Raw genomic sequence first — 24,037 nt, 5'->3', positions numbered from 1 at the left:
TTCTTTTATATTTTTTTATGTTTTTTATATTTCGCACTGAAAAATTATGCGACTAAGCGCTCTTCACGTTTTAAATGCAATGCAATGACGGTCCCGTGAGCAAGATCACTTTGAATCGAGAACTGCGCCGCTAAGCGCTCTGCCCGCTCTTGCATAATCCTCAAGCCCACGTGATCTTCGCCCTTTTGTTTGACCGTTTCCATATCAAACCCCAAGCCGTCATCATGTACGGTCATCGCAAAATCACGATCATTTATTACCATCACTTTCACTTCGCTCGCCTGCGCATGTTTGCGCACGTTTGATAAAGCTTCCTGCAAAATAAACAGCACTTGCAATTGTTGTTCCGGTGGCAGTTGCGCACCGTTTCCTTCAAACTCTATGGTGCCATGAACGCCTGTCTGACGTTGGAATTTCGCCACCACATTGCGCATTTCGGATTCTAAATTACTGTCTTGCAAACGGGTGCGGAAATTCAATAATAGCTCGCGCACATCTTCATAACTTTCTTGAATACCCGCCCGTAATAAAGGCGCGATATCATGGATTTCCTGCACATCATTACGTTTCAACGAATCCTCCAGCATCTGCACTTGCAGATTGAGGAAGTTCAAACCTTGCGCAATACTGTCATGCAAACCTTGCGCCAATAAATTGCGTTCCTGTGAAACAGCGAATTCTTTTTCTTTGGAGATCAGGCGTTGATTTTCTATCGAAGAGCCCAAATTTTTCCCGAGAATTTCCAGCAGGCGACGCTCTTCACCGGTGACCACACGCTCTTGTGAGAAATGCAGTGAGAAACTACCAATCACCTGTTCACGGGTTTGGATCTGAAACACAGCGAGCGAGACATAGCCTTCTTCCTGACAACGATAGCGTTTTTGCTGATCCAGTAAACGAAAATCGCGCACTAAGATAATGCCTTTCTCAGTGGCGGCGCCACACAGACAATCATCTTTCTTGATGCAATGCTCTTCCTCGATCATTTTTTCTGAGATACCTTCGTGCACGGTAATATGCACATTATCCTTTTGACTATCGAGGATGCGTACAGTGCCGCCATCGGCCTGCATCCTTTGCATAATCCTATGCAAGAAGCCGCGACATAATTCTTCAATCGCATGCGGTCCCGACAAAAAAGCCGCAATTTCATACATGGTGCTGATTTCGTGATTTTGAGATTGCAGCTTAGCGGTTTTTTCCAGCACCCGCACTTCCAAAGTCCGATGCACAGTTTGGACGTGGTCAGCCATCTGATTAAATGCCTGTGCCAACACGCCAAATTCATCTTCGGTTTCAATCGGCAAACGTACGCTCAAATCGTCTTTACTCATGCGCGCTATCCCCGCTTGCATGCGTGTCACTGGACCGACTATCCATAAATATAGGAGATACAGCAACGCCACGCTGGCGGCTAAAGACATAAAAATTAAGGAGGTTTGGCACAGTCGTAACCAAGTCGTTTTTTCGGCGAGTTCGACTTCGACCAGCGACACCAATTGATTAATACTTTTCACAAAATCAGGTAAATCAGAGGCGTAATTTTGTAAAGCGATTTGCTTCAACTGTGGATCAGTTTCGCTAGCAACTTTTTTTGCGTTGACCTGTATGTGTTGCAGCCAGGCTTGTTGTACCTGCTTCATCTGCTCTCTTATTGCTGCGGTTTGTGGCAAAAACAAAGGTCGTTTCGCATCACCCGTTTGCAAGTCTAGTAGAGTGCGATTAAATTCCTGTAATTCTTGTTCCGCGCTGTTGCCAGGCTGCGCGTGTTCTAAGACCATCGCCAGTCTATAGGAGCGCATGCGCAGGCTACCCGCTTCATTAATTGCTGCTCCGCCGCCTTCCAATTGCCAGGACAACAGCAAGGTATAGCCAATCGCTGCCAAAGTCAGGGCAAGGCCCAACACCGTCGTCAGTAGAATACGAAATGTGAGCCGTTTGCCGATCGGCAGTTGATTGTCGGAATCCATGTAGATCACTTTGCTAAGAATGCAGTCAAACAAAAAATAACTAAAAAAACAACCCGACTTACAACCGATCTACCTGTCCGCTACAGTGTAGTCTCTAATTCTGCCGCATGGGGAATTCCGAGCGGACAGACCATCGGCAAAAAACTATCGGTTCTATCTGAGTATGCCAGCAAAGCACCGTTCGTCATATCAAAATACCAGCCATGCAAGGCAATTTCGCCACTCAGTTCACGCTCAGCAACCCAGGGGAAGCTGCGTAAATTATTCAAAGACAAAATGATCGCACCTAGTTCACAAGCGTGATTTTGCACTTCCGTCGCGCAATGTCCAAGTTGACTTAATACCTGCTGCTTCACTGGCTCCACAATGCGCATCCAGCGCCCGATAAAGTCAATTTCGCGGCTCGGTTGGTAGCCTTGCATCAACGCTCGGATGCCGCCACATTTCTCATGTCCCATCACGATGATTCGTTTGACATTCAGTGCCTCAACCGCAAATTGTATCGCTGCACTAACACCTTGCTGATTACCAGATTCATTGCATGGTGGCACCAAATTGGCAACGTTTCGTATTACAAAAATATCGCCTGGATCACAGTCAAGTAACAAAGCCGGGTCTACCCGAGAATCGCAGCAGCCTATCAATAGCGTGCTTGGATTCTGCCCATTATTAAGCTTATTGTAGAGCGGCTTTTCACCGGAAAAGTATTTAGATTGGAATCGTTGAAACCCTTCTATGAATTGGTGAATATTGCGTACTTCCATTTGTGCTCCGATGTCGATTTAGGTGATCTGACCAGTTTCCAGAATAGCCGATTAATTAACCACCTGTCTGTGACATAAATCGAATGATCTTATGTTTTTGTGTCGTAAACTCGTGGCGCTCTGGCTTTAACTCTATCGCTTGGCGTATGGCATGTTCCAGATCCTGATCGCTAATTCCCGCACGTAGCAAAGGGCGCAGCTCAAATTTTTCATCTTGTCCCAAACACATATATAAAGTGCCATCGACTGCTAGTCTGACCCGATTACAAGTTGCGCAAAAATGCTGACTGATTGGCGAAATAAATCCTATCGTTCCCTGTCCATCACGGCCGCTCCAATAACGCGCAGGTCCTCCGCCCAATTCTTCAGCGACTGGTACCAGATCGAAATGTTTTACCAATTCATCACGGATAGGACCGATATCGCGATACTGGCTATTCTGCCCAGTACTGCCCATAGGCATGGCTTCGATCAAGCGCAAAATAAAACCTTCGTTAAAACAAAACTCCGCCATGCGCTTGACTTCATGTTCATTCACACCACCCATCACCACCATATTTAATTTGATAGGCCTAAATCCTGCTCGCTTTCCTGCCTGCAAGCCCGCCATGATGCTGGCAAAGCTATCACGCCCTGTGATGTTTTCCATACAGGCTTTATCGAGGCTATCAAGACTGACGTTAATGCGACTAACGCCGGCCTGGTATAAGGCATCAGCGTGTTTATGTAATTGTGTGGCATTGGTTGAGAGCGAAATATCGCGGATTTCTCGATGGCTCGCCAAGGACTGCACCAATTGCGGTAAATTCCGCCGCAATAATGGCTCACCACCAGTCAGACGCACCCGTCCCACGCCCATGCGGCCAAAAGCAGCCACCACGCGTTCTATCTCGGCAAAACTTAGCCAGTTCTCAGGCTCTTCAAAACCATTGAATCCTTTTGGCATGCAATAACTACAACGCAAATCACACTTATCAGTGACTGACACTCGCAGGTAGTTTAATTGCCGGCCAAAGCGGTCGATCAGTTGCGCACCTTGTCCTTGCTCTGCAGTTGATAGAATTTTTTTCATAACAGTATTTTGTGCTTATTAAAGCAAGCGCACAATTCGCCGCCAAGCTAAGACATCTAGTTCTTTTGGGGGATAAAATTTGTCCTAAATCAAATTTTTTTCGTGTACCTAATGGCATTGCTCTCCGCCATGAAAATTGTTAGCCTAAAAGTACTGTTCCCGCTTAGCATTCGATTATCGACTCAAAAACGCTGAAACTGGCCTGACATGATAAAACTCATAAGAATATCCCTGCTCGTGATCGCTGCTGCTTGTGCGATCACACAACCATTCGAAGCACGAGCAGGCGTTCTACCCTTACATTCCACGCCTACGGAGATCAATTTACAATCTCAATGGCAAGTGCTGGAAGACAAAGCGGGGAATATCAATATCGATACCCTAATCAAGAGTGATCTATCTGCACAAGCCGGATATGCATTTCAGCCTTTAAAAGGGAATTTAAGTGTTTCGTATACGAAGTCAGTGTACTGGCTCAAAGTCGATTTGCAGCGCCAAGATAATCAAGCTTCGACCGATTGGTGGATGGAGATCACACCGAACATGCTGGACGATGTACGCGCCTATCAAGTCTCAGACAAAAAAATCATCAGCCGACATATTTCAGGTGATCGTCACCCAATTTCTGATGCTGAAACCCGTCATCGCTTAGCGGTTTTTCGCCTGCAGCTGAATGACACGCAAGTTCATACTATTTATCTCCGGCTACAAACAACAAGCGCAATGTACTTGAGCGCACTGCTCTATACACCACAGACCTTCGCCGAGGTAAGTAATAAGCAAACCACGTTCATAGGAATTTTCTACGGCGTCATGCTCGCGATGATTATTTACAATCTCATTTTAACGAGCAGCTATCGTGATCGGGCAAGTGTTTTCTACCTACTATTGTCCGCACTTACCTTGGTGGTCGGTTTCAATAGCAACGGACATCTGGGATTATTTTTCACGCCAAAAAGCACCTGGATAGTGGATATGCTCCAGAGTTTGGCAATACCGGCCATCCTATTGTTTTACTCTTTATTCATTACGAGTTTTCTGCGGCTAAGTGCAGATATGCCGCGGATAGCGATACTTTTTCGACTCATACAAAGTATCGCATTGGGCACGATGATCTTAGTAATGTGTGGATTCAACAGTTCAGTTGCAGCATTGATTCAAATAATTGCCTTTCTGCAGATGTTGATTGTCATTCCACTGGGAATAATCTGTGGTTGGCGTGGTTTTCGCCCCGGCTATTTTGTAGTCGCCGCAACGACCGCATGGATAGCAGGCGGTTCACTCATCGTGTTAAGAAATTTGGGAATCATTGAAAGCACCTGGTTAACTGAATTTGGCTATCAAATTGGGGCTGCGGTAGAGATTATTCTGTTGGCCTTGGCGCAAGCAGATCGCATCCATCTGATCAAAAATGAAAATGCCCAAAATCAAGCAGCATTGTTGAGCTTGGCGCAACGCGCAGAACAAGAGTTAGAGAGCAAGATTCAACAACGTACACAGGAACTGGCGGAAGCAGTACAACACTTAGAAAAACTAGACAAGCAAAAAAATGAATTTCTAGGCATTGCCGCCCATGATCTAAAAAACCCGTTGACAGGCATCATAGGATTGAGCGAATTAATGAACAAGCTAGCGTCGAGTATTACCGAGGATCAACGCTCTAGTTATCTTGAGAGAATTAGTCGCAGCGGCCAACGTATGATGCACATCATTACCAATTTGCTCGACGTGAATGCCCTCGAATCGGGGAATAAGAAATTAGAGAAAAAAACGGTCAATTTGAATGAAATTACGCATCAGGTTTTGCTGCAATATGAACATACTATGCAAGCAAAAGAACTCAGCTATCTATTCAACTATTCCGATCAGGACATTGATACCGCCGAAAACACTTCGCAGAACTATTCGGGGTCAAAAAACCCCCATCTTTTGCTGATTTCAACTGACCCCAACGCCTGTTTCCAGGTGCTGGACAATGTCATTTCAAATGCGATTAAATATTCTCCTCCGGGTAAACAAATTCTGTTCAAACTTATACGCCAACAAAACTTTGCCGAAGTGCATATTCAGGATCAGGGTCCAGGATTATCTGTCGAGGATCAACAGCATCTATTTGAAAAGTTCAGCAAATTATCTAGTATTCCAACGGGTGGCGAACACTCTACTGGCTTGGGGTTATCTATCGTCAAACAGTTGAGTGAAGCGATGGGTGGCTCAGTGCGTTGTGAAAGTGAATTGGGCAGAGGCTGCTGTTTCATTCTTCGCTTTCCGCTGTCTTGACTCAAATCGCGAAACGCATCTGAACAAAAAACCAGCCAATGCGCCGACCCAGCTTATGCTAGAAAATAATGTCATCAGCAAGTAATTACAGATCCGGCTTTTGCTCATTTCCGACTATTTTCAACGGCGCATTGCGAGGTAAAGTGATCGTAAAATTGGTGCCCAGATTCACTATACTATCGACGGCAATAGTTCCACCTAAGATCGAGTGGATAATGTTATAACAAATATGTAGACCTAAGCCACTACCGCCAGTCCCTAAACGTGTCGTGAAGAAGGGTTCAAAGATACGTTCTATATTTTCTTTGGTAATACCAGCACCATTGTCTTGTACGACTAACTGTATATGTTGATCGTCGTAAGCATATCCGCGCAAAGTAATCACGCCCTGGCTGCGTTCGTGCAAACCATGCACCATTGCATTGATAATCAAATTATTTAACACTTGACCTAAAGCACCGGGATAGCTGTCCATCATGAGCCCCGCTACAATGTCGACGCGTATTTCATGACCCTCACGCTTACTACGATTCGATAGGGTCAATGCCACCTCTTCACAGAAGAACTGTAAATCAAATTCACGTCGTTTATCCGAAGTTTGATCTACCGCGATTTGCTTAAAACTACTGACAAGGTTTGCGGCGCTGGTCAAACTACGCACAATCAGATCGGCAGAGTTAATTGAGTTTTGAGCGTAGCTTTCCAAATCTGAGCGACGTAACCGGTTTTCTTTAACCTTCATTGAAAATTGTTCGCTATGGTCTTGCATCGTGCTCGCCATCAGCAAGCTATTGCCAATCGGGGTATTCAATTCATGTGCAACACCGGCGACCAAAGAACCTAGTGCTGCAAGTTTCTCTTGCTCGACCAATTTCGATTGGGTAATCGACAAGCGGCGGTATGCCTCCGCATTGTCATACGCAACGCCGGTATAGGCTGCGAGGGTACGAAGAATATTTAAATCATCCAGGCTAAACGCATTTGGTTTATTGCTCAGTGCGCCGACTACCCCCATCACCCTCCCACTTAGAATAATCGGTACATAGACTCCAGATCGGGAATCTTCAGTTGCAGATCCGTCCTCCAGACGCACCAGATCATCACCTACACGATGAGCAATCACCTTATCGAGTTTGCGACTATCGTGCTCAATCTGATTCACAATCAATTCTTGTCCGCTCAAAACACACCGCGTCGAGGGCTGTTCAAGAGCGTCTAAGCTCCGTTCATAGGGTAAGATAAATTGATTGCCTTGTATGGTGTATTCAAAGCTGATGACACGTTTATCCCAATCAACAATACCAACACCGAAAGTGGAAGCGGGAATCATGCTCCTAGTATGTTGATATAAGGTTTCGAGAATCTGACGTTTATCCAAAGATGCAGTGATCTTAAGTCCGATTTCACTTAAACGGCCTATATCATTGCGTGCTTGTTCAGCAATTTCACGTTGTGTTTCTGCGAGCCGTTTTTGCTCAACGACCTCTTAGGTTTGTGCCTTTACCTGACGCTCAAGATAAAGTCGATTTTCTCTTACACTACGCAGGCGTTGTTGATAAACCACGCGAGCCAAGGTCAGCACGATCAGCAACCACAATCCATACCACCACCATGTACGCCAAAATGGAGGCCTCACTACGACTTGCACGATTTCAACCGTTTCACCCCAAATCCCATCAGGATTCGCTGCCTTCGCAAGCAGGCGATAAGAACCAGCATCCAAATTGGTATAGGTAGCTACACCACGATCGCCCTGACCATAGATCCAATCGTGATCGTAACCCTCTAATTTCCACGCGTACCGGTTTTGAGTACGGTTATAGAAGTGCAAGGCGGCTAGCTCAAAACTCACCATGGTCTGCTTATAATTGAGTTGAATGCGCTTAACGCTACTGAGCGGCCCATGGATCCCTATACTGCTTAAGTCCGCCGACAAACCATCGTAGCGAGCTCCCGTATTGCCTAAGTCAGCATCTTGTTCTTTTTTTGTTGCCCAAGTCATTAAGGATTTATTGAAGAGCAAGACATCGCTCAATATTACTCTTGGTGCGACCGCATTATCTGAAATACTCATGGGATGGAAATACACTAACCCCACTCCGCCGAAGAGTAAACTACCATCACGAGCACGTGCCGCTGCAGCAAAATTAAAAGCGCCGTCAAACCGTCCGAACGAGGGAAAATTACGCCCTTGTTTGCTATCTGGTCGTACTCGCATTAATCCCCGTTCACTACTCATCCAAATTTCGCCGTTATCGGCATCCTGCATCGCTTCAATAACATCATTAGGAATTTGAGGTGTGTCAGCCCATGACACCAATTCCCAGGCGCTATCATCATCAGCAGTCAGCGTACGCGGGCGCACCTCGACCAAGCCACCTAATATAGTTGCCGCCCAAATACGTCCTGAATTATCTTGCCGCAAGCTGGTTACACCGAGTTTATCGGGAGTTGGCAAACGTGGCGCCGGGCGTCCAATCATCTGAAAACTGTCATCGAGGTTGTTGTACAAATACAGTGCCCCTTTGCTACCCACCCACAAACGCTGCGCTTTGTCGACAAGCAAACTATCAATCGCATCGTCCTTAATCTTGCCAAGGACCCCGGGTTCCGCCTTAAAAATCCGCACCGTACCATTCGACTTCACTTGATACAGACCCACACTACTACCAGCCCATACATCACCTTGCTGATCCTTTACCAGGGCAGTAAATCGTGCACCAATCGGAAAGTTTTTGTCGACATCAATATCTCGGCTACGCCCTGTCTTGGGATCAAACACTTGCAGTCGTTCGCCACCTATCCACAAATGTTTCTTATCATCGAACATCAATACCCGGATGTAGTCCACCCCAACTTGTTTGCTAGTAAATCTCTGTGTATCACCGGATGGTATGTGTAAGCGATTTAAGCCACCGCCCAACGTGCCGAGCCATGCAAATTCTTCATTTTCTGAAATGACTGCTGTCACCAATCGATTTGAAAGACTTCGCTCGTCACCGGGAATGCTGAGATAGGTACTAAAACTGCGGCCACGCAGATCCACCAAATTCACGCCGTAGTCACTCGTACCAACCCACAAGCCACCACTTGAATCAAGCATGAGCGAAGTCACATTGTCGCCACTAAGGCTACTATTGACCGATGGTAAATTCACGAATTTTTCCAGCGTATTTTTATTTTCACGCCAACGCAGTAAACCTTGGTTTTCACCAAAACCTATCCACATTGATTTCTCATCATCCGAAAGGAGTGTAACAACGCTAGCCCCAGGAATTTTTAATTGGAGTGGCAGGGGCACTGGCTTTACTTGCTCCTGATTGACTTGCCAAATCCTCAATCCACCAGTCAGGCCGACCCACAATTGCCCCTGGTGATCAAATGCTAAACTACGTACTAAGCGCTGACTTGGTTGAAATTGTTGGTCTGCGAGTTCATCACTCGCTTTGAATTGCAACTGTAATTGCCCAGCTTGGTTAATATGTGCTACCCGATGCCCCTGCCCTATCCAAACGCCTCCAGACTTATCGCTCATCAGCGCCCGAACCTCGCCACTAAAAAGCGCTTGCGATTCGGCGTTTGGTTGCCAACGGGTAAACTCCTTAGTCTCCGTATTGAAGCGTAACAAACCAGAAGAGCTACCAAGCCACAGCTGTTTTTCGCCAGCCTGGTTCATCCCATAAATGAAGCGCCCTTTCGGAGGAAAATCCTCCGGCATGGGAATGCGTTGTATCTGATCTGTTTTCAAATCAAGCACGTTCAAACCAATTCGTGTGCCTATCCACAGGCGTTGCTGTTCGTCTTCAAAGAGACTCAAAATACGATCATGGTTGAGGGTATTTACATCCGATGGCAGGTGGGAAAAGACGCGCATATGCCTGCCATCGTAACGAACTAGTCCGTTGGCAGTTCCCATCCAGATATAACCATTACGGGTTTGATAAACGGTCAAAATGCCAGTACTGGGTAAGCCTTGATCAATACTGAAATGATCGAAACGGAGACGATGTAAGGCGCCAGCCTGTGCTGACTGAACATTCATCAGCAGTAGACCGGAAACCGTAAGCAAATTGATCCACATCCACAGCAACGGCGATAGAGATGCGCCGGTGCGTGAAGGCAAATTTGCAAATAAGCGCGCAGAGAGAGCACTTAAATAAAAGCTAAACCCTTGAATTAGTATGATGTAGGACCGCAATGCCAGCACCTTTTTCGAGACTTCTATACCATCAAAGTGGATTTCACTGGCGAAACTATAACAGACAAAAAGTAGTCAACGGTCTACGTTGTTTCTATTGGGGCAATTTATTTGCGGTGCACAACAACATTTTTGCGCTTTGAAAGGCTAAACGCAGTCCAACGGGAAATCTACATCCTTAACTATATTAATATATAAGCACTATTTTTACAGGAACATATTCCGACAGGTTTTATTATCTTGTGACTAAAATTGCACTCTAGGTAGAGCCTCATGTAATTCAAAACTCATCAAGGCTAGGAATACCACCAAACACAGGTACATCACACCGTAGTTGACTCGGGTATTAAAGGGAACCTCGTAATACCCTTCTGGTAATCCGTCAGCCACGGTATTCGAGAACGCCAACTTTAGTTGTGGATAAGCCAAAATCCCTATCAATATCAACATAGGGCTAGGTCGATACAAAAAAAGCGCGACCAACAACGGTACGCCAAGCAACCATACCTTAGGCGAAATGATCGCAGTGATACGGCCACCATCCAAAGGCGAAATCGGAATCAAATTCAGTAAATTAATAATAAATCCCGAATAGGATAAGGCCAACATCAAATCGCTATCAAATTGACGTCCCAACCAATAACAAATGAGGGCGGCAGCAGTTCCTGCAATCGGTCCCGCAAAACCAATATAGGCTTCGGTTTCGACCGTATGTGCTTGATCTTTTAGTTCTACCCAAGCACCAACAAAGGGAATAAAAGTCGGTAAACCAACTTGCATACCACACAACCTAGCGGCGACGAAATGACCCATTTCGTGAATGAAAATAAGTAGGACAAATCCGATGGCATATTTCCAACCGTATACCCAAGAATACAAAATCACGGTCAGTAACATACTGCCGCCGCTAATAAATAATTTACCCAATTTACCAGCGGCAAACAATGCACCAAATAATTTCAACATATGGGATACGAACAGAGATTGGTAAAAAATCGAGCGCAGGACAAAGTGCGCTCGGCTTATAGAGATATTCAAAATCAGTCCAAAGTACCAGTATTTTTGTGTATGACAAGTTACCGCCAATTCGTCACCACACTACCTGATCATCTGAAAATACGAAAAGTGATGGCTCTCTAAGTTGATTCTTTTTTCTTGAAGAATTTTGCAATGCCAGCAAACACAGCGATGGCACCAACAAATAATAACTTCTTAAACGCAATCAACAAGGCAAACAATTTACCAAAGAAACCTAACTTAGCAGCGACACCGCCAGCAACCAACGCAGCTAAACCGTACTCGGCTACTTTATCTGTGCTGGAATTAAAATCGGTATAACGATTACCTTCGACAAATTCGGTAAATGCCACTACTGATTTCATCTCTTGTTTGATTGCCGAAATTTGCTTCATGCCAGCCACTGCATTCAAAACCAAAACACCCTGACGTCCAAGAACACGAATACTGTAATTCAAAGTATTTTCTGTTTGGCCGGTTGACAGTTCTTTGGCCCAAAAATATTTATGCGTTTGTTTGTCATAACTTGGACGTTCAGCCCAACCGACCAGATTCATTTCGCCGTAACCCGCTTTTTTTCTTTCTTCATTGGCCTCAACGCTTGCTTCTTTCATATCTTTTAGCAAGTCATCATAGTTAATGCTGTCGGCATCATCATCTTTCACATGACCGCTTTCGTCATACGTAATAATCACGCCCCAGCCACTTTCACTAAGCGGTGATGTATTCGCTGGCACCAGCATACCCAAAGTTTTAGCGCCGGGTGGATTACCCCATGCTTGTACCAAAATTTTGTCTGTATCATCAGGAGAAAGATAACGAAATGTCTCAGGCAAATTGAGAGTAGCGACGCCATTTGGCAACTTAATACTGCCTTGTTGAAATTTAATGCCTGCCAAAAAAGCCTCTGCGGTCTGCTTAGGCTCTTCACTTTTTTGCGCACTCGCAAGATGGGAAAAAATCGCAGCGCTGACGAGAAGAATAGATAAGCTGATTTTTTTGAACATGAACAAATCCTTGTAGGTAGATGAATGTAAATGACTTGTTCAACACCGAACCTCGAAAGGATTTTGATAGGAATGCGAGCGCGTAGACTTAACAAAATGTGTCAAATAGACAAGCGCATGATCGTATTGGAATGCGGACAAGAAAGCAAATTTATCTAGGGGGTTCCACCAGAGAACTGTGACGAGCGCGCGACAGGGAGTATCACCTACTAGCATCAAATCGCGCGAGAAAAAATACTCTCACGCAATTCCTGTCGATAACGAAATAAGCTCATTAACAAAAATATCGCTAGCATTGCTTGCGAGATGGCAAAACACAGCCCCGCCAGATATTTCATCTCAGCGGGCGCTAGCGGCAACATCAAAAGACTCAGCAGGCTAAAGCACACAGCTCGCGCTTGCCACCGCAAACGCTCAGGTGGCAACACGACTTGCATGCTGGGCACGCGCCGGCCCATCGGGATTTGTCGACGCAAATGTAAGAAAATCAAAAAAGGAATAATTTTTCCCAACATCGCATTGACGGGCATCACTGCGCCTCCAACAAGACACAGCACGCCTATCCACCACGGTAGCAAAGACATCCAATTTGGTGCAAGGCTATTGTCAAGATGAGTAAGCAGTAGTAACAGCACAGCGGCAATTCCCCAACTGGCTGCGGATACCAACCACAAACCCCAAGCTGGATCGAATTTCCGTTTAGCATGCAATAAAGTGCGAATCGAAGTCAGCGACAACACACAGACTAGCAAGGCGAGCGCTGATATCAATAGTTTGAATAGGCTATCCGACAGGGGTAAAAACAGCATCAGTAAACCCAACCAAATATCCCACGGCAAATGTCTATGCCAAGACGGACTTGGGCGATTGGTTTGCCAGAACATAGGCACGACAGTTGAAGCCACACCCAGCACCAGACAGGCAATCCAGCCGACTAAGCCCCACGCCACATGTAAACGTAAAACATAGGCGATATCGACCTGCCACCAGCCAGCGAAAGCGCCAGCTAATGCGACACCTAGGCCTATCACTATCAATAAAACCAAGGCAATCCCGCGTAAAGTTTTCAGCGTTGCATCAGGATTAGGGGGCAAGACCATGTGCCACGCCGCATGAACTAGCGCGAGCACAATAGCACCATATAAGATCATAGCAAGCCATGCTGCGACCGCGAATCCAACTTGATTCCCAGCTAGAAATCCCACACTCAGGCCAGTTGCAATTACAGTCGATCCTAGCGCCACAAAAGGCGCAATCCATTTAGCAGGCCGCACCATTTGCCCAGCAACCACGGGGAATAATTGAAACAGCGCGCCAACCATAATCGGCGCCAACATGCCTAAGGCCAACACGTGCGTTACGGCTAAGATTAAAGGAGAGTAGCGATCAGGCAAGCCGGTCGCGGGGCCGAAGGCGAGTAAAAGTCCGGCAGCGACACCCAGCCACGGTGCCGGCAACAAACAACCGAATATAGTTGCAGGTGATGGTGCGAGTTCGTAGTTGAGGATTTTGGGGGCGGACATCGCTTTAGGATCTGTATTGAAGATTCGTAGGTTGGTGCTGAGCAAAGCGAAGCCCAACATAATTCAAATCAGACCTACCACATCGTTGGGCTTCGCTTCGCTCAGCGCCAAGCTACCATTTCTGAAGCCTAGGTTTTACGCGGCGCAAGAACACGCGCCACCGCATCCGCCCATACCCAATACAGACATTAAATTTGGAATACTGCCGCCACACATAGGATAAAGAATATTCTCTTCCTTGACGTTGTGCTGTTGAATCAAGACATTCAAGGTATCTATCGTCGCCAAAGCCGATTCCACCTTTCCTTGTTCGATCTCATCCATGGCCTGATCGCGCAATTGGCGAATCTCTGCATGTTCACCACGCATCACCACGGTAGGACCATTGGTCATTCCCGTGGCTTTTTCAAACGCTGGGAACAGGCGTTCTTCTTCCAGACGGAAATGGTGCTCCAATTGCTCGTCGAATAAACGGAAATTTCTGCCCGCCGATGCCAGGTCCGCTTTATGCAAAGCGGCTTCGACGCGATTTAACTGATCGTCACATTCCTGGTGTTGTTTCACCAGACTCATCATTGCTTGCGACATGATTTGCTCACTTTCTTCTGATTTTTTCTGCTCTCTTTATTGCACCAAAGGTGTATCTGCACCTTCGAGTTCTATGCCGCTGATTTTGGCTTGACCTACCATCAATTGCAGATACTGACGCAGTGCGTGATCGTGGCTAGCTCTTTGCATCGCATCGGCAATCTTGCTTTCGACCTGCTCGAACGTCAACAATTTTCCCGCTAGCTTGCGACCAAGCTGGACGATATGCAGACCGAATCTCGTTTCTACCAAACGTGGCACGATTTTGTGTGCTTCCGCTGAAAAAATGACTTTTTCAAACTCAGGAACCGTGTCGCCGCGTGTCAATTGTCCGAGACTACCGCCAACTTCACTCGATGGGCAGTTTGAATTCGCTTTTGCCATCGCGGCAAAATTCGCTGGATTGTCCAACAAATCTTGCAACACGATTTCTGCATGCTTACGCAGATTATCTAAATCTAAGGCTGCTGTGACTTGAAACAAAATGTGACTCGCCTCGACCAATTCACCCACCGTAAATCGCTGTGGATGAGCTTGATAGTGACGCAGACATTCTTCGGAGCTCGGCTTAGGCACGACCACTTCACGTACCAGCAAGGCTTCGATTTTGTCATCGTCGTTGCCGGACAAACCGAATTCATTTGCTTTATCCAATAAGACGCGACGCAAGACCAAAGCGGTCATAGCGCTTTTCATCGCATCAGCAGCACCTTGATGTTCAGGCAGTTCTTTTTCCATCTCAGCATCGCTGAGTTCGTAACCATTCACTATGACGGGCATGATTGCCTCCTAAAAATTTTATGCTGGCATTTTGATTCGTTGTCGCTCCTGCGCAGGCAGGAGCCCAGTGTCTTTCATCGACCAACTGACGCCACTGGATTCCTGCTATCGCTATGGGAATCATCGCATGCATGCGATGATCGTTCCGTAGGCGAGCAGCATGCTGCTTGTATTCCCTACTTCACCCTGCGCAGGAATGACAATCAAAAAATTGACATCAGATTCAATCAACGTGGACGTACCAACTGCCACGCACGACTCAAATAGCCGACAGAAGCAAAGCCACTCCACACATGTACCAAACGAGTGAACGGGAAGATCACAAACAAACTCAAACCCATAAACAAGTGCGCCTTGAACAAGATCGGTGCGCCAATGATGAAGCTGGCCGCATCGCCTTTAAAGGTTACGATATGCTGTGCCCAAGTCATCAACAAGACCATCATGTGACCGTCAGTGTGATTTAAGGATTCAAAGATCGTGGAAAGACCTAATCCTAGGGTAATGAAGATCCACAACAACAAGACTTTATCGCCAGTTTTTGTCACCGCAGAAATACGTGCATCAGTAAAGCGCCTATGCATCAAAATCAGCAACCCGACCATACACAAAGAACCAAACACGCCACCCATGACGATCGCGATCATTTGTTTAAAACCGTGCGATACACCCAAGGTATCCCACACAATTACCGGTGTCAGCAAACCGACCATGTGACCGAAGAACAAACCGAGCACACCAATGTGGAACAAAATATTGCCGACACGCAGATTACCCGCATGCAGCATTTGGGAAGAATCACTCTTCCACGTATATTGTTCGCGCTCAAAACGTGCCAAGCTGCCGAACAGGAAAATCGCGAGAGCGATGTAGGGATAGATCCCGTAAATAAATTGATGTAAGTAGTCCATCATAAACTCCTAAAATAATTTAGCATCGAATGCCGCATTGCTTGTTACGAATATGGATTGCTGTGATTGTGTCGTTCCTGCGCAGGCAGGAACCCTGTGTCTTTCGTCCCTCAACCGACCACGTCTAAAGTCACTGGATTCCCGCCTTCGCGGGAATGACGAACAATGTCAGACTCGTAACTCAGTTTCCGGCCCCTTAGCCTGACGTGGATAAAAATTAACAGTCTGCTCACCGCCAAATGCCGCGCTGGATGAGCACGACAAACCCGGCTTCAACAATGGCTCAACACCATCTGCGCCCGGACCAAAGGTTTCCATCGCATCGTCCATATCACGCACCGGCGGCTCGCCTTGTTCTTGCGGAACCACATCGGTGAACGATGTCAGCAACAAGAACGCATTGGCATACGGACTATCTTTGCGTTGCAAACGAATACCGATTGCTGCTAATACATGGATCGCTTCGCCGAGTAATTTCTCTGCGGTTTCAGCATCGACCAAGCTTAGAAATTCCAAGAACAGCGGCACATAATCAGGCAATTCGCTCGCTTCTGGCTCAAAGCCATAACGGCGATATTCTGAAATTAAATCCACCATCGCCTGACCACGATCACGACTTTCACCATGGATATGTTCAAATAAATGCAATGCGACAGATGGTGTACGGTCAAACGTGCCCACATAGTTTTCTTGCACGCTGATCAGACTGTTTTCTTGCAAATAATTCAGCAAGGGTTTTACTGCTTCCAAGGTATCTGGATCGGCAGACAACTCAGTACGAATCTCAGGCAACGCAGCAATTAGATCTGGCTGGGGGTAACTCAGTAGTGCGGACAAAATGCGATAAATTTGCATACGATTTCCTCTATTTTTTGTGGCTGGTTTGTAGGGCGAGTGCAACCCGCGCGATTTGTATTAAGTTCTTGCGGCGCGGGTTTCACCCGCCCTACATTTTTGGATATCCCCTCTCCCGCGGGCGGGAGAGGATTAGGGTGAGGGGCGTCCAGATATCCGTATTGTTTGGCATCGTCAAATAAATTTCGATCAACTTACTCTATCACCCTCATCCCTGCCCCGCTCTTTCAAACCCGCCGCTTGCGGGAGAAGGGTTCACTCCGTCGTCGACATTTTCTTCCGCGACTTCGGCATATCCACAAAAATCACACTACCCTGCGGTTTCTTCCCAAACAATGCACCATCAGAAGTACCACCCGAGCAACCATTTCCAAACGTAAATCCGCAGCTACCTTTTTCGTTGAAGCTGTCTTCCACCATCTCTTTGTGCGAAGAAGGAATCACGAAACGGTCTTCGTAGTTCGCAATCGCCATGGTTTGATACATGTCTTCCACTTGCGCAGCCGTCAAATCAACTTGTTTCAACACTTCGTGATCGAGTTCGCCATGCACTACTTCAGAACGCTTGTAAGCACGCATTGCTAACATTCGCTCTAAGGCTTTCAAGACTGGCTCTTCTTTGCCCGCTGTCAAAAGATTCGCCAAGTAACGCACAGGAATCCGCAAAGACTTCACATCAGGAATAATGCCGTTCATGCCCATGTGGCCCGCTTCTGCCGCCTTTTGGATTGGTGACAGCGGTGGTACATACCAAACCATAGGCAGCGTGCGGTATTCTGGATGCAATGGGAACGCTATCTTCCATTCCATCGCCATTTTGTACACTGGCGATTTTTGTGCAGACTCGATCCAACTCTCTGGAATACCATGCTTACGCGCTTCAGCAATCACTGCTGGATCGTGCGGATCTAAGAAGCAATCTAACTGCGCTTGATACAGATCTTGTTCATTCGGTGTCGATGCCGCTGCTTCGATTTTGTCTGCGTCATATAACAGCACGCCGAGGTAACGGATACGACCGACGCAGGTTTCTGAACAGACAGTTGGCTGGCCAGCTTCGATACGTGGATAGCAGAAGGTGCATTTTTCGGCCTTACCTGAACTCCAGTTGTAATAAATCTTTTTGTAAGGGCAACCAGAGATACACATACGCCAACCGCGGCACTTATCTTGATCGACCAAGACAATACCGTCATCTTCGCGTTTGTAGATCGAACCGGATGGGCATGATGCTACGCATGCCGGATTCAAGCAGTGTTCGCACAGACGTGGCAAGTACATCATGAAGGTTGATTCGAAGGTGCTGTACATTTCTTTCTGCACGCCTTCGAACAAAGCATCACGACTACGTGAACTAAATTCACCACCTAAGTCATCTTCCCAGTTCGGACCCCAAACGATCTTGTCCATCTTCTTGCCAGTGATGACAGAGATAGGACGAGCCGTCGGTGGCGTCTGTGACAAGGGCGCGTTTTGCAAGCGCTCATAGTCAAAGGTGAATGGCTCATAGTAATCGTCGATCGATGGCAAATTCGGATTGGCAAAAATATTCGCCAAGATGCGCAATTTGCCGCCTTGTTTCGGCTCTAATTTACCTGCCTCATTGCGATTCCAGCCGCCCTTCCACTTAGCCTGATTCTCCCATTCTTTAGGATAACCAATACCCGGTTTGGTTTCGACATTATTGAACCAGGCATACTCAACGCCATCACGACTGGTCCAGACGTTTTTACAGGTCACGGAACAGGTGTGGCAACCGATACATTTATCCAGGTTCAACACCATGCCTACTTGTGCGCGAATTCTCATGACGCTGCTCCTTCTTCAGTCTCTTCCAGCTTGCCTTCTAACCAATCCACTTTTTTCATCTTACGCAAGACGATAAATTCATCGCGGTTACTACCAACCGTGCCGTAGTAATTGAAGCCATACGCTAACTGCGCATAACCACCAATCATGTGCGTAGGTTTTAATACCGCACGGGTAACCGAGTTATGAATACCGCCGCGCTTACCAGAGAGTTCTGCACCCGGTGTATTGATAATTTTTTCCTGAGCGTGATACATCAAACACATGCCTTTTGGCACACGTTGACTGACCACCACACGCGCTGTCAAAGTACCGTTGCTGTTGAATACTTCGACCCAATCGTTATCGACCAAGCCAGCTTCTTTCGCTTCGATTTCAGACACCCACACGTGTGGACCACCACGGGAGAGTGTCAACATACGCAAGTTATCTGAGTAGGTGGAGTGAATCCCCCACTTCTGATGCGGCGTGATGAAATTAAGTACAATCTCCTTCTCACCGTTCGGATGTTTGTTGAGCATCGGCGCCACAGTCTTGGTATCAATCGCTGGTTTGTATACACACAAACCTTCACCGAAATCGAGCATCCAGCGGTGGTCCTGGTAAAACTGTTGACGACCAGTGAGTGTGCGCCATGGGATCAATTCATGCACATTGGTGTAACCAGCGTTGTAGCTGACTTCTTCCGATTCCAAACCAGACCAAGTTGGTGCAGAAATAATCTTGCGTGGCTGAGCCTGTACATCACGGAAACGGATCTTGTCATGCTCACGACCAACCGCCAAATGTGTATGATCGCGACCAGTAATCTTGCCCAAGGCTTCCCATGCTTTGACCGAAACATGACCATTGGTTTCTGGTGCAAACGTCAAAATCATTTCGCAAGCATCAATCGCGGTTTCCAGACGTGGGCGACCTTTCGATGCACCTTCTTCGGTCACCACTTTGGTGATACCACCGATTTCATGCACTTCGTGTTCGGTGTTCCAGTTAATACCTTTACCGCCGTTGCCAAGCTTGTCTAACAAAGGTCCGATTGATGTGAACTTTTTGTAGATCTCTTTATAGTTACGCTCTACTACAACGAAGTTCGGTGCGGTCTTACCTGGAATTAAGTCGCACTCGCCTTTTTTCCAATCTTTAGGCTCAAATGCTTGACCGAGCTCGCCCGGTGTATCGTGCATCAAAGGTTGCAAGACGATGTCTTTGCGTGTCCCCAGATACTCACCACCGATTTCGGTAAATTTCTTGGCGATACCTTTGTAGATTTCCCAGTCGGTTTTGCTTTCCCACAATGGCTGCACAGCTTCACTCAATGGATGAATGAAGGGATGCATATCAGAGGTATTCAAATCATCTTTTTCATACCAAGTTGCGGTTGGCAAGACGATGTCGCCGTACAGGCAAGTCGTACTCATGCGGAAATCAAGTACGGTCAAGAGATCCAATTTACCTTCGGCAGCTTCTTCACGGAATTTCACTTCCGATGGTTTCACTGCTTCATCAGGATCATCAAACAAGGCATTCTGTGTTCCGAGTAGATACTTCAAGAAGTACTCATGACCTTTACCTGAACTACCGAGAATATTCGAACGCCATACAAACATATTGCGTGGGAAATTCTTAGGATTATCTGGGTCATCGCAGCTCATATTGACTGCGCCAGATTTCAAACTTTGCTTCAGATATTCTGCAGGTTCTAAACCTGCTGCTGCCGCTGCATCGCAGACGTCGAGCGGATTGGTTTCCAACTGTGGTGCCGATGGCAACCAACCCATGCGTTCCGACTTGGCGTTCATATCGATCATGCTCATATGGCTGACTTTGGATTTATCCGCAGTCGGCGCGAGGATTTCATCGATATGCAGTTTCTCATGACGCCACTGACTCGTGTGCGCATAGAAGAAACTGGTGCCGTTCATTTGACGAGGTGGGCGTGTCCAGTCGGACGCGAACGCAAGTGGAGCCCAACCGAACTGTGGACGCAGTTTTTCTTGACCCACATAATGCGCCCAGCCGCCACCCGATTGACCTACGCATCCGCACATCATCAACATATTGATAATGCCGCGATAAATCATATCATTGTGGTACCAATGGTTCAATGCAGCCCCGACGATGACCATGCTCTTACCATGGGTGTCGTGTGCATTTTGCGCAAACTCACGTGCAACTTGAATTACCAGGTCACGTTTTACGCTCGTGTGTTTTTCTTGCCACGCTGGCGTGTAAGGCACGTCGTCATCGTACGATGTAGCAACTGCACCGCCTAAGCCTTGATCGACACCATAGTTCGCCATCGAGAGGTCATACACAGTAGCAACCAAAATTTCAGAGCCATCTCCCAACTGCACTTTGCGAGCTGGCACGTTGCGCATCACCATATCATTGGCATCGGCACCACCGAAGTAGTTAAAGCCTACGCTCACTACTTGATCATGCTTCGCTACCAAACTCAACTGTGGATCAATTTCGCGACCAGAGCCACCGTCTTTTGGTTCGAGATTCCAGCGACCAACTTTTTCGCCATCATTGACTTTGCCTTCGCCCCAACGATAACCGATAGAGCCATTCGGTGCGACGATCTCGTCAGTTGTCGCATCAATCGCGAGTGTCTTCCAATCACCGTTATTCGCTTCATCCAAACCGCCTGGCAATTGTGATGCGCGCAGCATTTGATCTGGCACGAAGCAGCCATTGCGCTCAACCAAACGCACCAACATCGGCATGTCGGTGTATTGTTTAACGTAGCTGCGGAAATAATCAGATTTACCTTCGAGATGGAATTCTTTCAAAATCACATGGCCCATGGCCATCGCCAACGCCGCGTCCGTACCCTGCTTAGGTGCCATCCAGATATCACCAAACTTCACCATCTCACCGAAGTCAGAAGACACGGCAACCGTCTTGGTACCTTTGTAGCGCACCTCGGTGTAGAAGTGGGCATCTGGTGTACGTGTTTGCGGTACGTTAGAACCCCAGACCATCAAGTAAGTGGAGTTATACCAATCAGCCGATTCTGGCACGTCGGTTTGTTCGCCCCAGATTTGCGGACTCGCTGGAGGCAAATCGCAGTACCAATCGTAGAAGGACAAACATGCGCCACCAATCAAGGACAGGTAACGGGCACCAGCCGCGTAAGACACCATGGACATCGCAGGAATCGGTGAAAAACCAATCACGCGGTCAGGGCCGAATTTTTTCACGGTGAAGGCATTCGCCGCCGCGATGATTTCTTGCGCCGTATCCCAATCCGCACGGACAAAGCCACCAAGACCACGCACTGATTTATAACGCTTCGCCTTAACCGGATCTTGGCTGATGGATTCCCAAGCTTGAATTGGCCCCATGGTCTTACGCGCCTCTTGCCACATCTCCATCAAGCGACCACGAATCATCGGATATTTCACGCGCTGAGCAGAGTAAACATACCAACTATACGAAGCACCACGTGGGCAACCGCGTGGTTCATGATTTGGCAAATCAGGACGGGTACGTGGGTAATCGGTTTGCTGGGTTTCCCAAGTAATCAAACCGCTCTTGACATACACTTTCCACGAACAAGAACCAGTGCAGTTCACACCATGAGTAGAACGCACGATCTTATCGTGCTGCCAGCGGCTGCGATACGCATTCTCCCACTGCCTATCCTCATCCACCACCGCACCATGTCCGTCAGAAAAGGTGGATTTCACCTTAGACATGAACTTCAATCTATCCAGAAAATGACTCATCTCAAGCTCCTTAATATGTGAGCGGTGAACCTGATGTTCACGCCACTTTGACATGATCAAAGTTTAGAGAGTTGAGTCCATTACGCCCATTCTTCAGAGCGGTGTCTGGTGGGAAGCATTGGCACTAGGATGGGATAGTTCTTTGGAACTAGTTGGGGAGTTTTCTGCTTGTGAATTTTGAATTGACCACTTGAGCATGACTTTGAAAGTCAGATTAACAAATAATTGAATTTTTGTTAAAGTGCTAAAACTGATCCTAAAGAATTTCCTTTACGATGAAATCGCTGATAAGAAATTTAGAACTGGCATTTATATCAAACTCAGATCGACAATGTATAGACTAAGCGCTCTCTAATTACCTTTTAAAACAACTTCCTCAAATGCAAGACACTGAATAATGATCAAACTAAAACTAGCGTTTCAAACGACATTAGATGTCAGCAAGGATTTTATTGGCTTGACCTGCCTCACTAAGTTAATTCCTATTGAAAATGGTCGCGTTATCGCTTTCGGATGGGGTATCAACGAGAGAATTCCTGATGCTAGCTATCAATATTGGCTTGCAGAGCTCACTAACGAAGGTCAAGTGACACGCATACTCCCAAGAGAACTTACTCACCGACAAGAGTTACTATCGGCACTTAATGACGACAATCAAGTGCAAGCATTTAAATTTGGTGACCATTTCGGGCTACTACTTTCGACTGAGATCATTCTTCTATTTTCAAACATTAGCGAAGATCCGACCGTAATCCCAATTCAAAACCATTTTTCTTTCCTAGGGCAGACACGGCATGATTCAAACGCCAAAGATAGCTACTACGTCCCCACCCATTGTGGAAATTCTGATGGTGAGTTGATTCCCGTCGTCATACGACATCCAAAAGAGCATCATAGTCGAGCGGGTCGGTATCTTGGACTTTTCCGAATTGACGACAACTTGCAAAGCGCATCCTGGGTCGATGTTGCTGCTGACGGCTCGCCAAGGAGGACCAACGTAGACGACTATAGAAAATTTCCAATGGAAGGTGGACATGGCGGCATACATCTTGTAACTGAGCTAGGTAAGACCTACCGACGCCAAGATCTTCCGCCAGTCATCTCAGAATGCGCAAGGATACGCAATCAATGGTATGTGTATGCGGCTGCATATAACCCAACTTTTATCCGATACGGAATTCCACTCGGTACTTTAACGAAAAACAATGATGAGCTCGCAATCACTGAACTCATTATTAGACCAGAAGAACAATGCTACAGCACCATCTGTGCCTCACTAGATCGCGTCATATTTAGCCCGCTTAGAGCCAACGGCGCAAGAAAAGGAAAGCAATCCATTTTCACGATAGTTGATGAAATAGATCATCCAATCACTCTGCCAAGAGGTTTCGCAAAACACCAAGTGCAGGAATACTTGAATGGACTATATTGGCTAACGCCACTGCAAATGGGATATAACAGCATGCCGGTGCAGATTGCGGCATGTGTCGAAGCTCCATAAAATCGCCTGCGCACAAAAATGCTACCAA

At 46.8% G+C, this 24,037-nt stretch carries 16 protein-coding genes; 2 read left to right on the top strand and 14 right to left on the bottom strand.

What is annotated here, in order from left to right; all coding sequences use genetic code 11:
- Window positions 1-44: 44 nt before the first annotated feature.
- The 3 genes from ACO0KW_RS15910 to moaA form a co-directional block, all read right to left on the bottom strand.
- Entirely contained in the window at window positions 45-1,970 is a 1,926-nt protein-coding gene (locus tag ACO0KW_RS15910) for a type IV pili methyl-accepting chemotaxis transducer N-terminal domain-containing protein (RefSeq protein WP_423054282.1), read from the bottom strand.
- Window positions 1,971-2,050: 80 nt separating this feature from the next.
- Window positions 2,051-2,734, bottom strand: coding sequence for a carbonic anhydrase (locus tag ACO0KW_RS15905; protein ID WP_423054280.1), 684 nt, complete (start codon window positions 2,732-2,734; stop codon window positions 2,051-2,053).
- Between the two features lie 55 nt (window positions 2,735-2,789).
- The gene (gene moaA, locus ACO0KW_RS15900; RefSeq protein WP_423054279.1) at window positions 2,790-3,806 is read right to left on the bottom strand and encodes a GTP 3',8-cyclase MoaA; all 1,017 of its coding nucleotides are present in this window, start codon (window positions 3,804-3,806) and stop codon (window positions 2,790-2,792) included.
- 207 nt (window positions 3,807-4,013) lie between these two features.
- Here moaA and ACO0KW_RS15895 point away from each other — a divergent pair, with 207 nt between their 5' ends.
- Window positions 4,014-6,086 carry a sensor histidine kinase gene (locus ACO0KW_RS15895; protein WP_423054278.1) on the top strand — a complete coding sequence of 691 codons (2,073 nt, stop codon included), beginning with the start codon at window positions 4,014-4,016 and terminating at the stop codon, window positions 6,084-6,086.
- An 85-nt stretch (window positions 6,087-6,171) separates the two neighbouring features.
- On the opposite strand, the gene ACO0KW_RS15890 is transcribed toward ACO0KW_RS15895, so the two are convergent.
- From ACO0KW_RS15890 to ACO0KW_RS15840, 11 genes are all read right to left on the bottom strand, one after another.
- Window positions 6,172-7,464, bottom strand: coding sequence for an ATP-binding protein (locus tag ACO0KW_RS15890; RefSeq protein WP_423054277.1), 1,293 nt, complete (start codon window positions 7,462-7,464; stop codon window positions 6,172-6,174).
- Window positions 7,465-7,572: 108 nt separating this feature from the next.
- On the bottom strand, window positions 7,573-10,128 hold the full coding sequence (locus ACO0KW_RS15885) for a ligand-binding sensor domain-containing protein (protein WP_423054276.1): 2,556 nt from the start codon (window positions 10,126-10,128) through the stop codon (window positions 7,573-7,575).
- A gap of 402 nt (window positions 10,129-10,530) precedes the next feature.
- Window positions 10,531-11,250, bottom strand: coding sequence for a site-2 protease family protein (locus ACO0KW_RS15880; protein WP_423054274.1), 720 nt, complete (start codon window positions 11,248-11,250; stop codon window positions 10,531-10,533).
- Window positions 11,251-11,420: 170 nt separating this feature from the next.
- Window positions 11,421-12,308 (bottom strand): DUF2167 domain-containing protein, encoded by an 888-nt coding sequence (locus ACO0KW_RS15875; RefSeq protein WP_423054273.1) that lies wholly within the window; start codon window positions 12,306-12,308, stop codon window positions 11,421-11,423.
- A 215-nt stretch (window positions 12,309-12,523) separates the two neighbouring features.
- Entirely contained in the window at window positions 12,524-13,891 is a 1,368-nt protein-coding gene (locus tag ACO0KW_RS15870) for a hypothetical protein (protein ID WP_423054272.1), read from the bottom strand.
- Between the two features lie 75 nt (window positions 13,892-13,966).
- On the bottom strand, window positions 13,967-14,419 hold the full coding sequence (locus ACO0KW_RS15865) for a hemerythrin domain-containing protein (RefSeq protein WP_423054271.1): 453 nt from the start codon (window positions 14,417-14,419) through the stop codon (window positions 13,967-13,969).
- Window positions 14,420-14,455: 36 nt separating this feature from the next.
- The gene (locus tag ACO0KW_RS15860; RefSeq protein WP_423054270.1) at window positions 14,456-15,199 is read right to left on the bottom strand and encodes a peptidylprolyl isomerase; all 744 of its coding nucleotides are present in this window, start codon (window positions 15,197-15,199) and stop codon (window positions 14,456-14,458) included.
- Window positions 15,200-15,426: 227 nt separating this feature from the next.
- On the bottom strand, window positions 15,427-16,110 hold the full coding sequence (narI, locus tag ACO0KW_RS15855) for a respiratory nitrate reductase subunit gamma (RefSeq protein WP_423054678.1): 684 nt from the start codon (window positions 16,108-16,110) through the stop codon (window positions 15,427-15,429).
- A gap of 168 nt (window positions 16,111-16,278) precedes the next feature.
- Window positions 16,279-16,965 (bottom strand): nitrate reductase molybdenum cofactor assembly chaperone, encoded by a 687-nt coding sequence (gene narJ / locus ACO0KW_RS15850; RefSeq protein ID WP_423054269.1) that lies wholly within the window; start codon window positions 16,963-16,965, stop codon window positions 16,279-16,281.
- A 255-nt stretch (window positions 16,966-17,220) separates the two neighbouring features.
- Entirely contained in the window at window positions 17,221-18,774 is a 1,554-nt protein-coding gene (narH, locus tag ACO0KW_RS15845; protein ID WP_423054268.1) for a nitrate reductase subunit beta, read from the bottom strand.
- Window positions 18,771-22,508: a nitrate reductase subunit alpha gene (locus tag ACO0KW_RS15840; RefSeq protein ID WP_423054267.1), complete on the bottom strand. Its 3,738-nt coding sequence runs from the start codon at window positions 22,506-22,508 to the stop codon at window positions 18,771-18,773. The genes narH and ACO0KW_RS15840 overlap by 4 nt, the downstream gene beginning before the upstream one ends.
- 397 nt (window positions 22,509-22,905) lie before the next feature.
- Here ACO0KW_RS15840 and ACO0KW_RS15835 point away from each other — a divergent pair, with 397 nt between their 5' ends.
- The gene (locus tag ACO0KW_RS15835; RefSeq protein WP_423054266.1) at window positions 22,906-24,009 is read left to right on the top strand and encodes a hypothetical protein; all 1,104 of its coding nucleotides are present in this window, start codon (window positions 22,906-22,908) and stop codon (window positions 24,007-24,009) included.
- Window positions 24,010-24,037 lie beyond the last annotated feature (28 nt).

The organism is Undibacterium sp. Ji22W, assembly GCF_049340305.1.
Taxonomy (GTDB): Bacteria; Pseudomonadota; Gammaproteobacteria; order Burkholderiales; family Burkholderiaceae_D; genus Undibacterium.
Note: the sequence above shows the minus strand (reverse complement) of the source record. Positions and strands in the feature narration are given on the sequence as shown.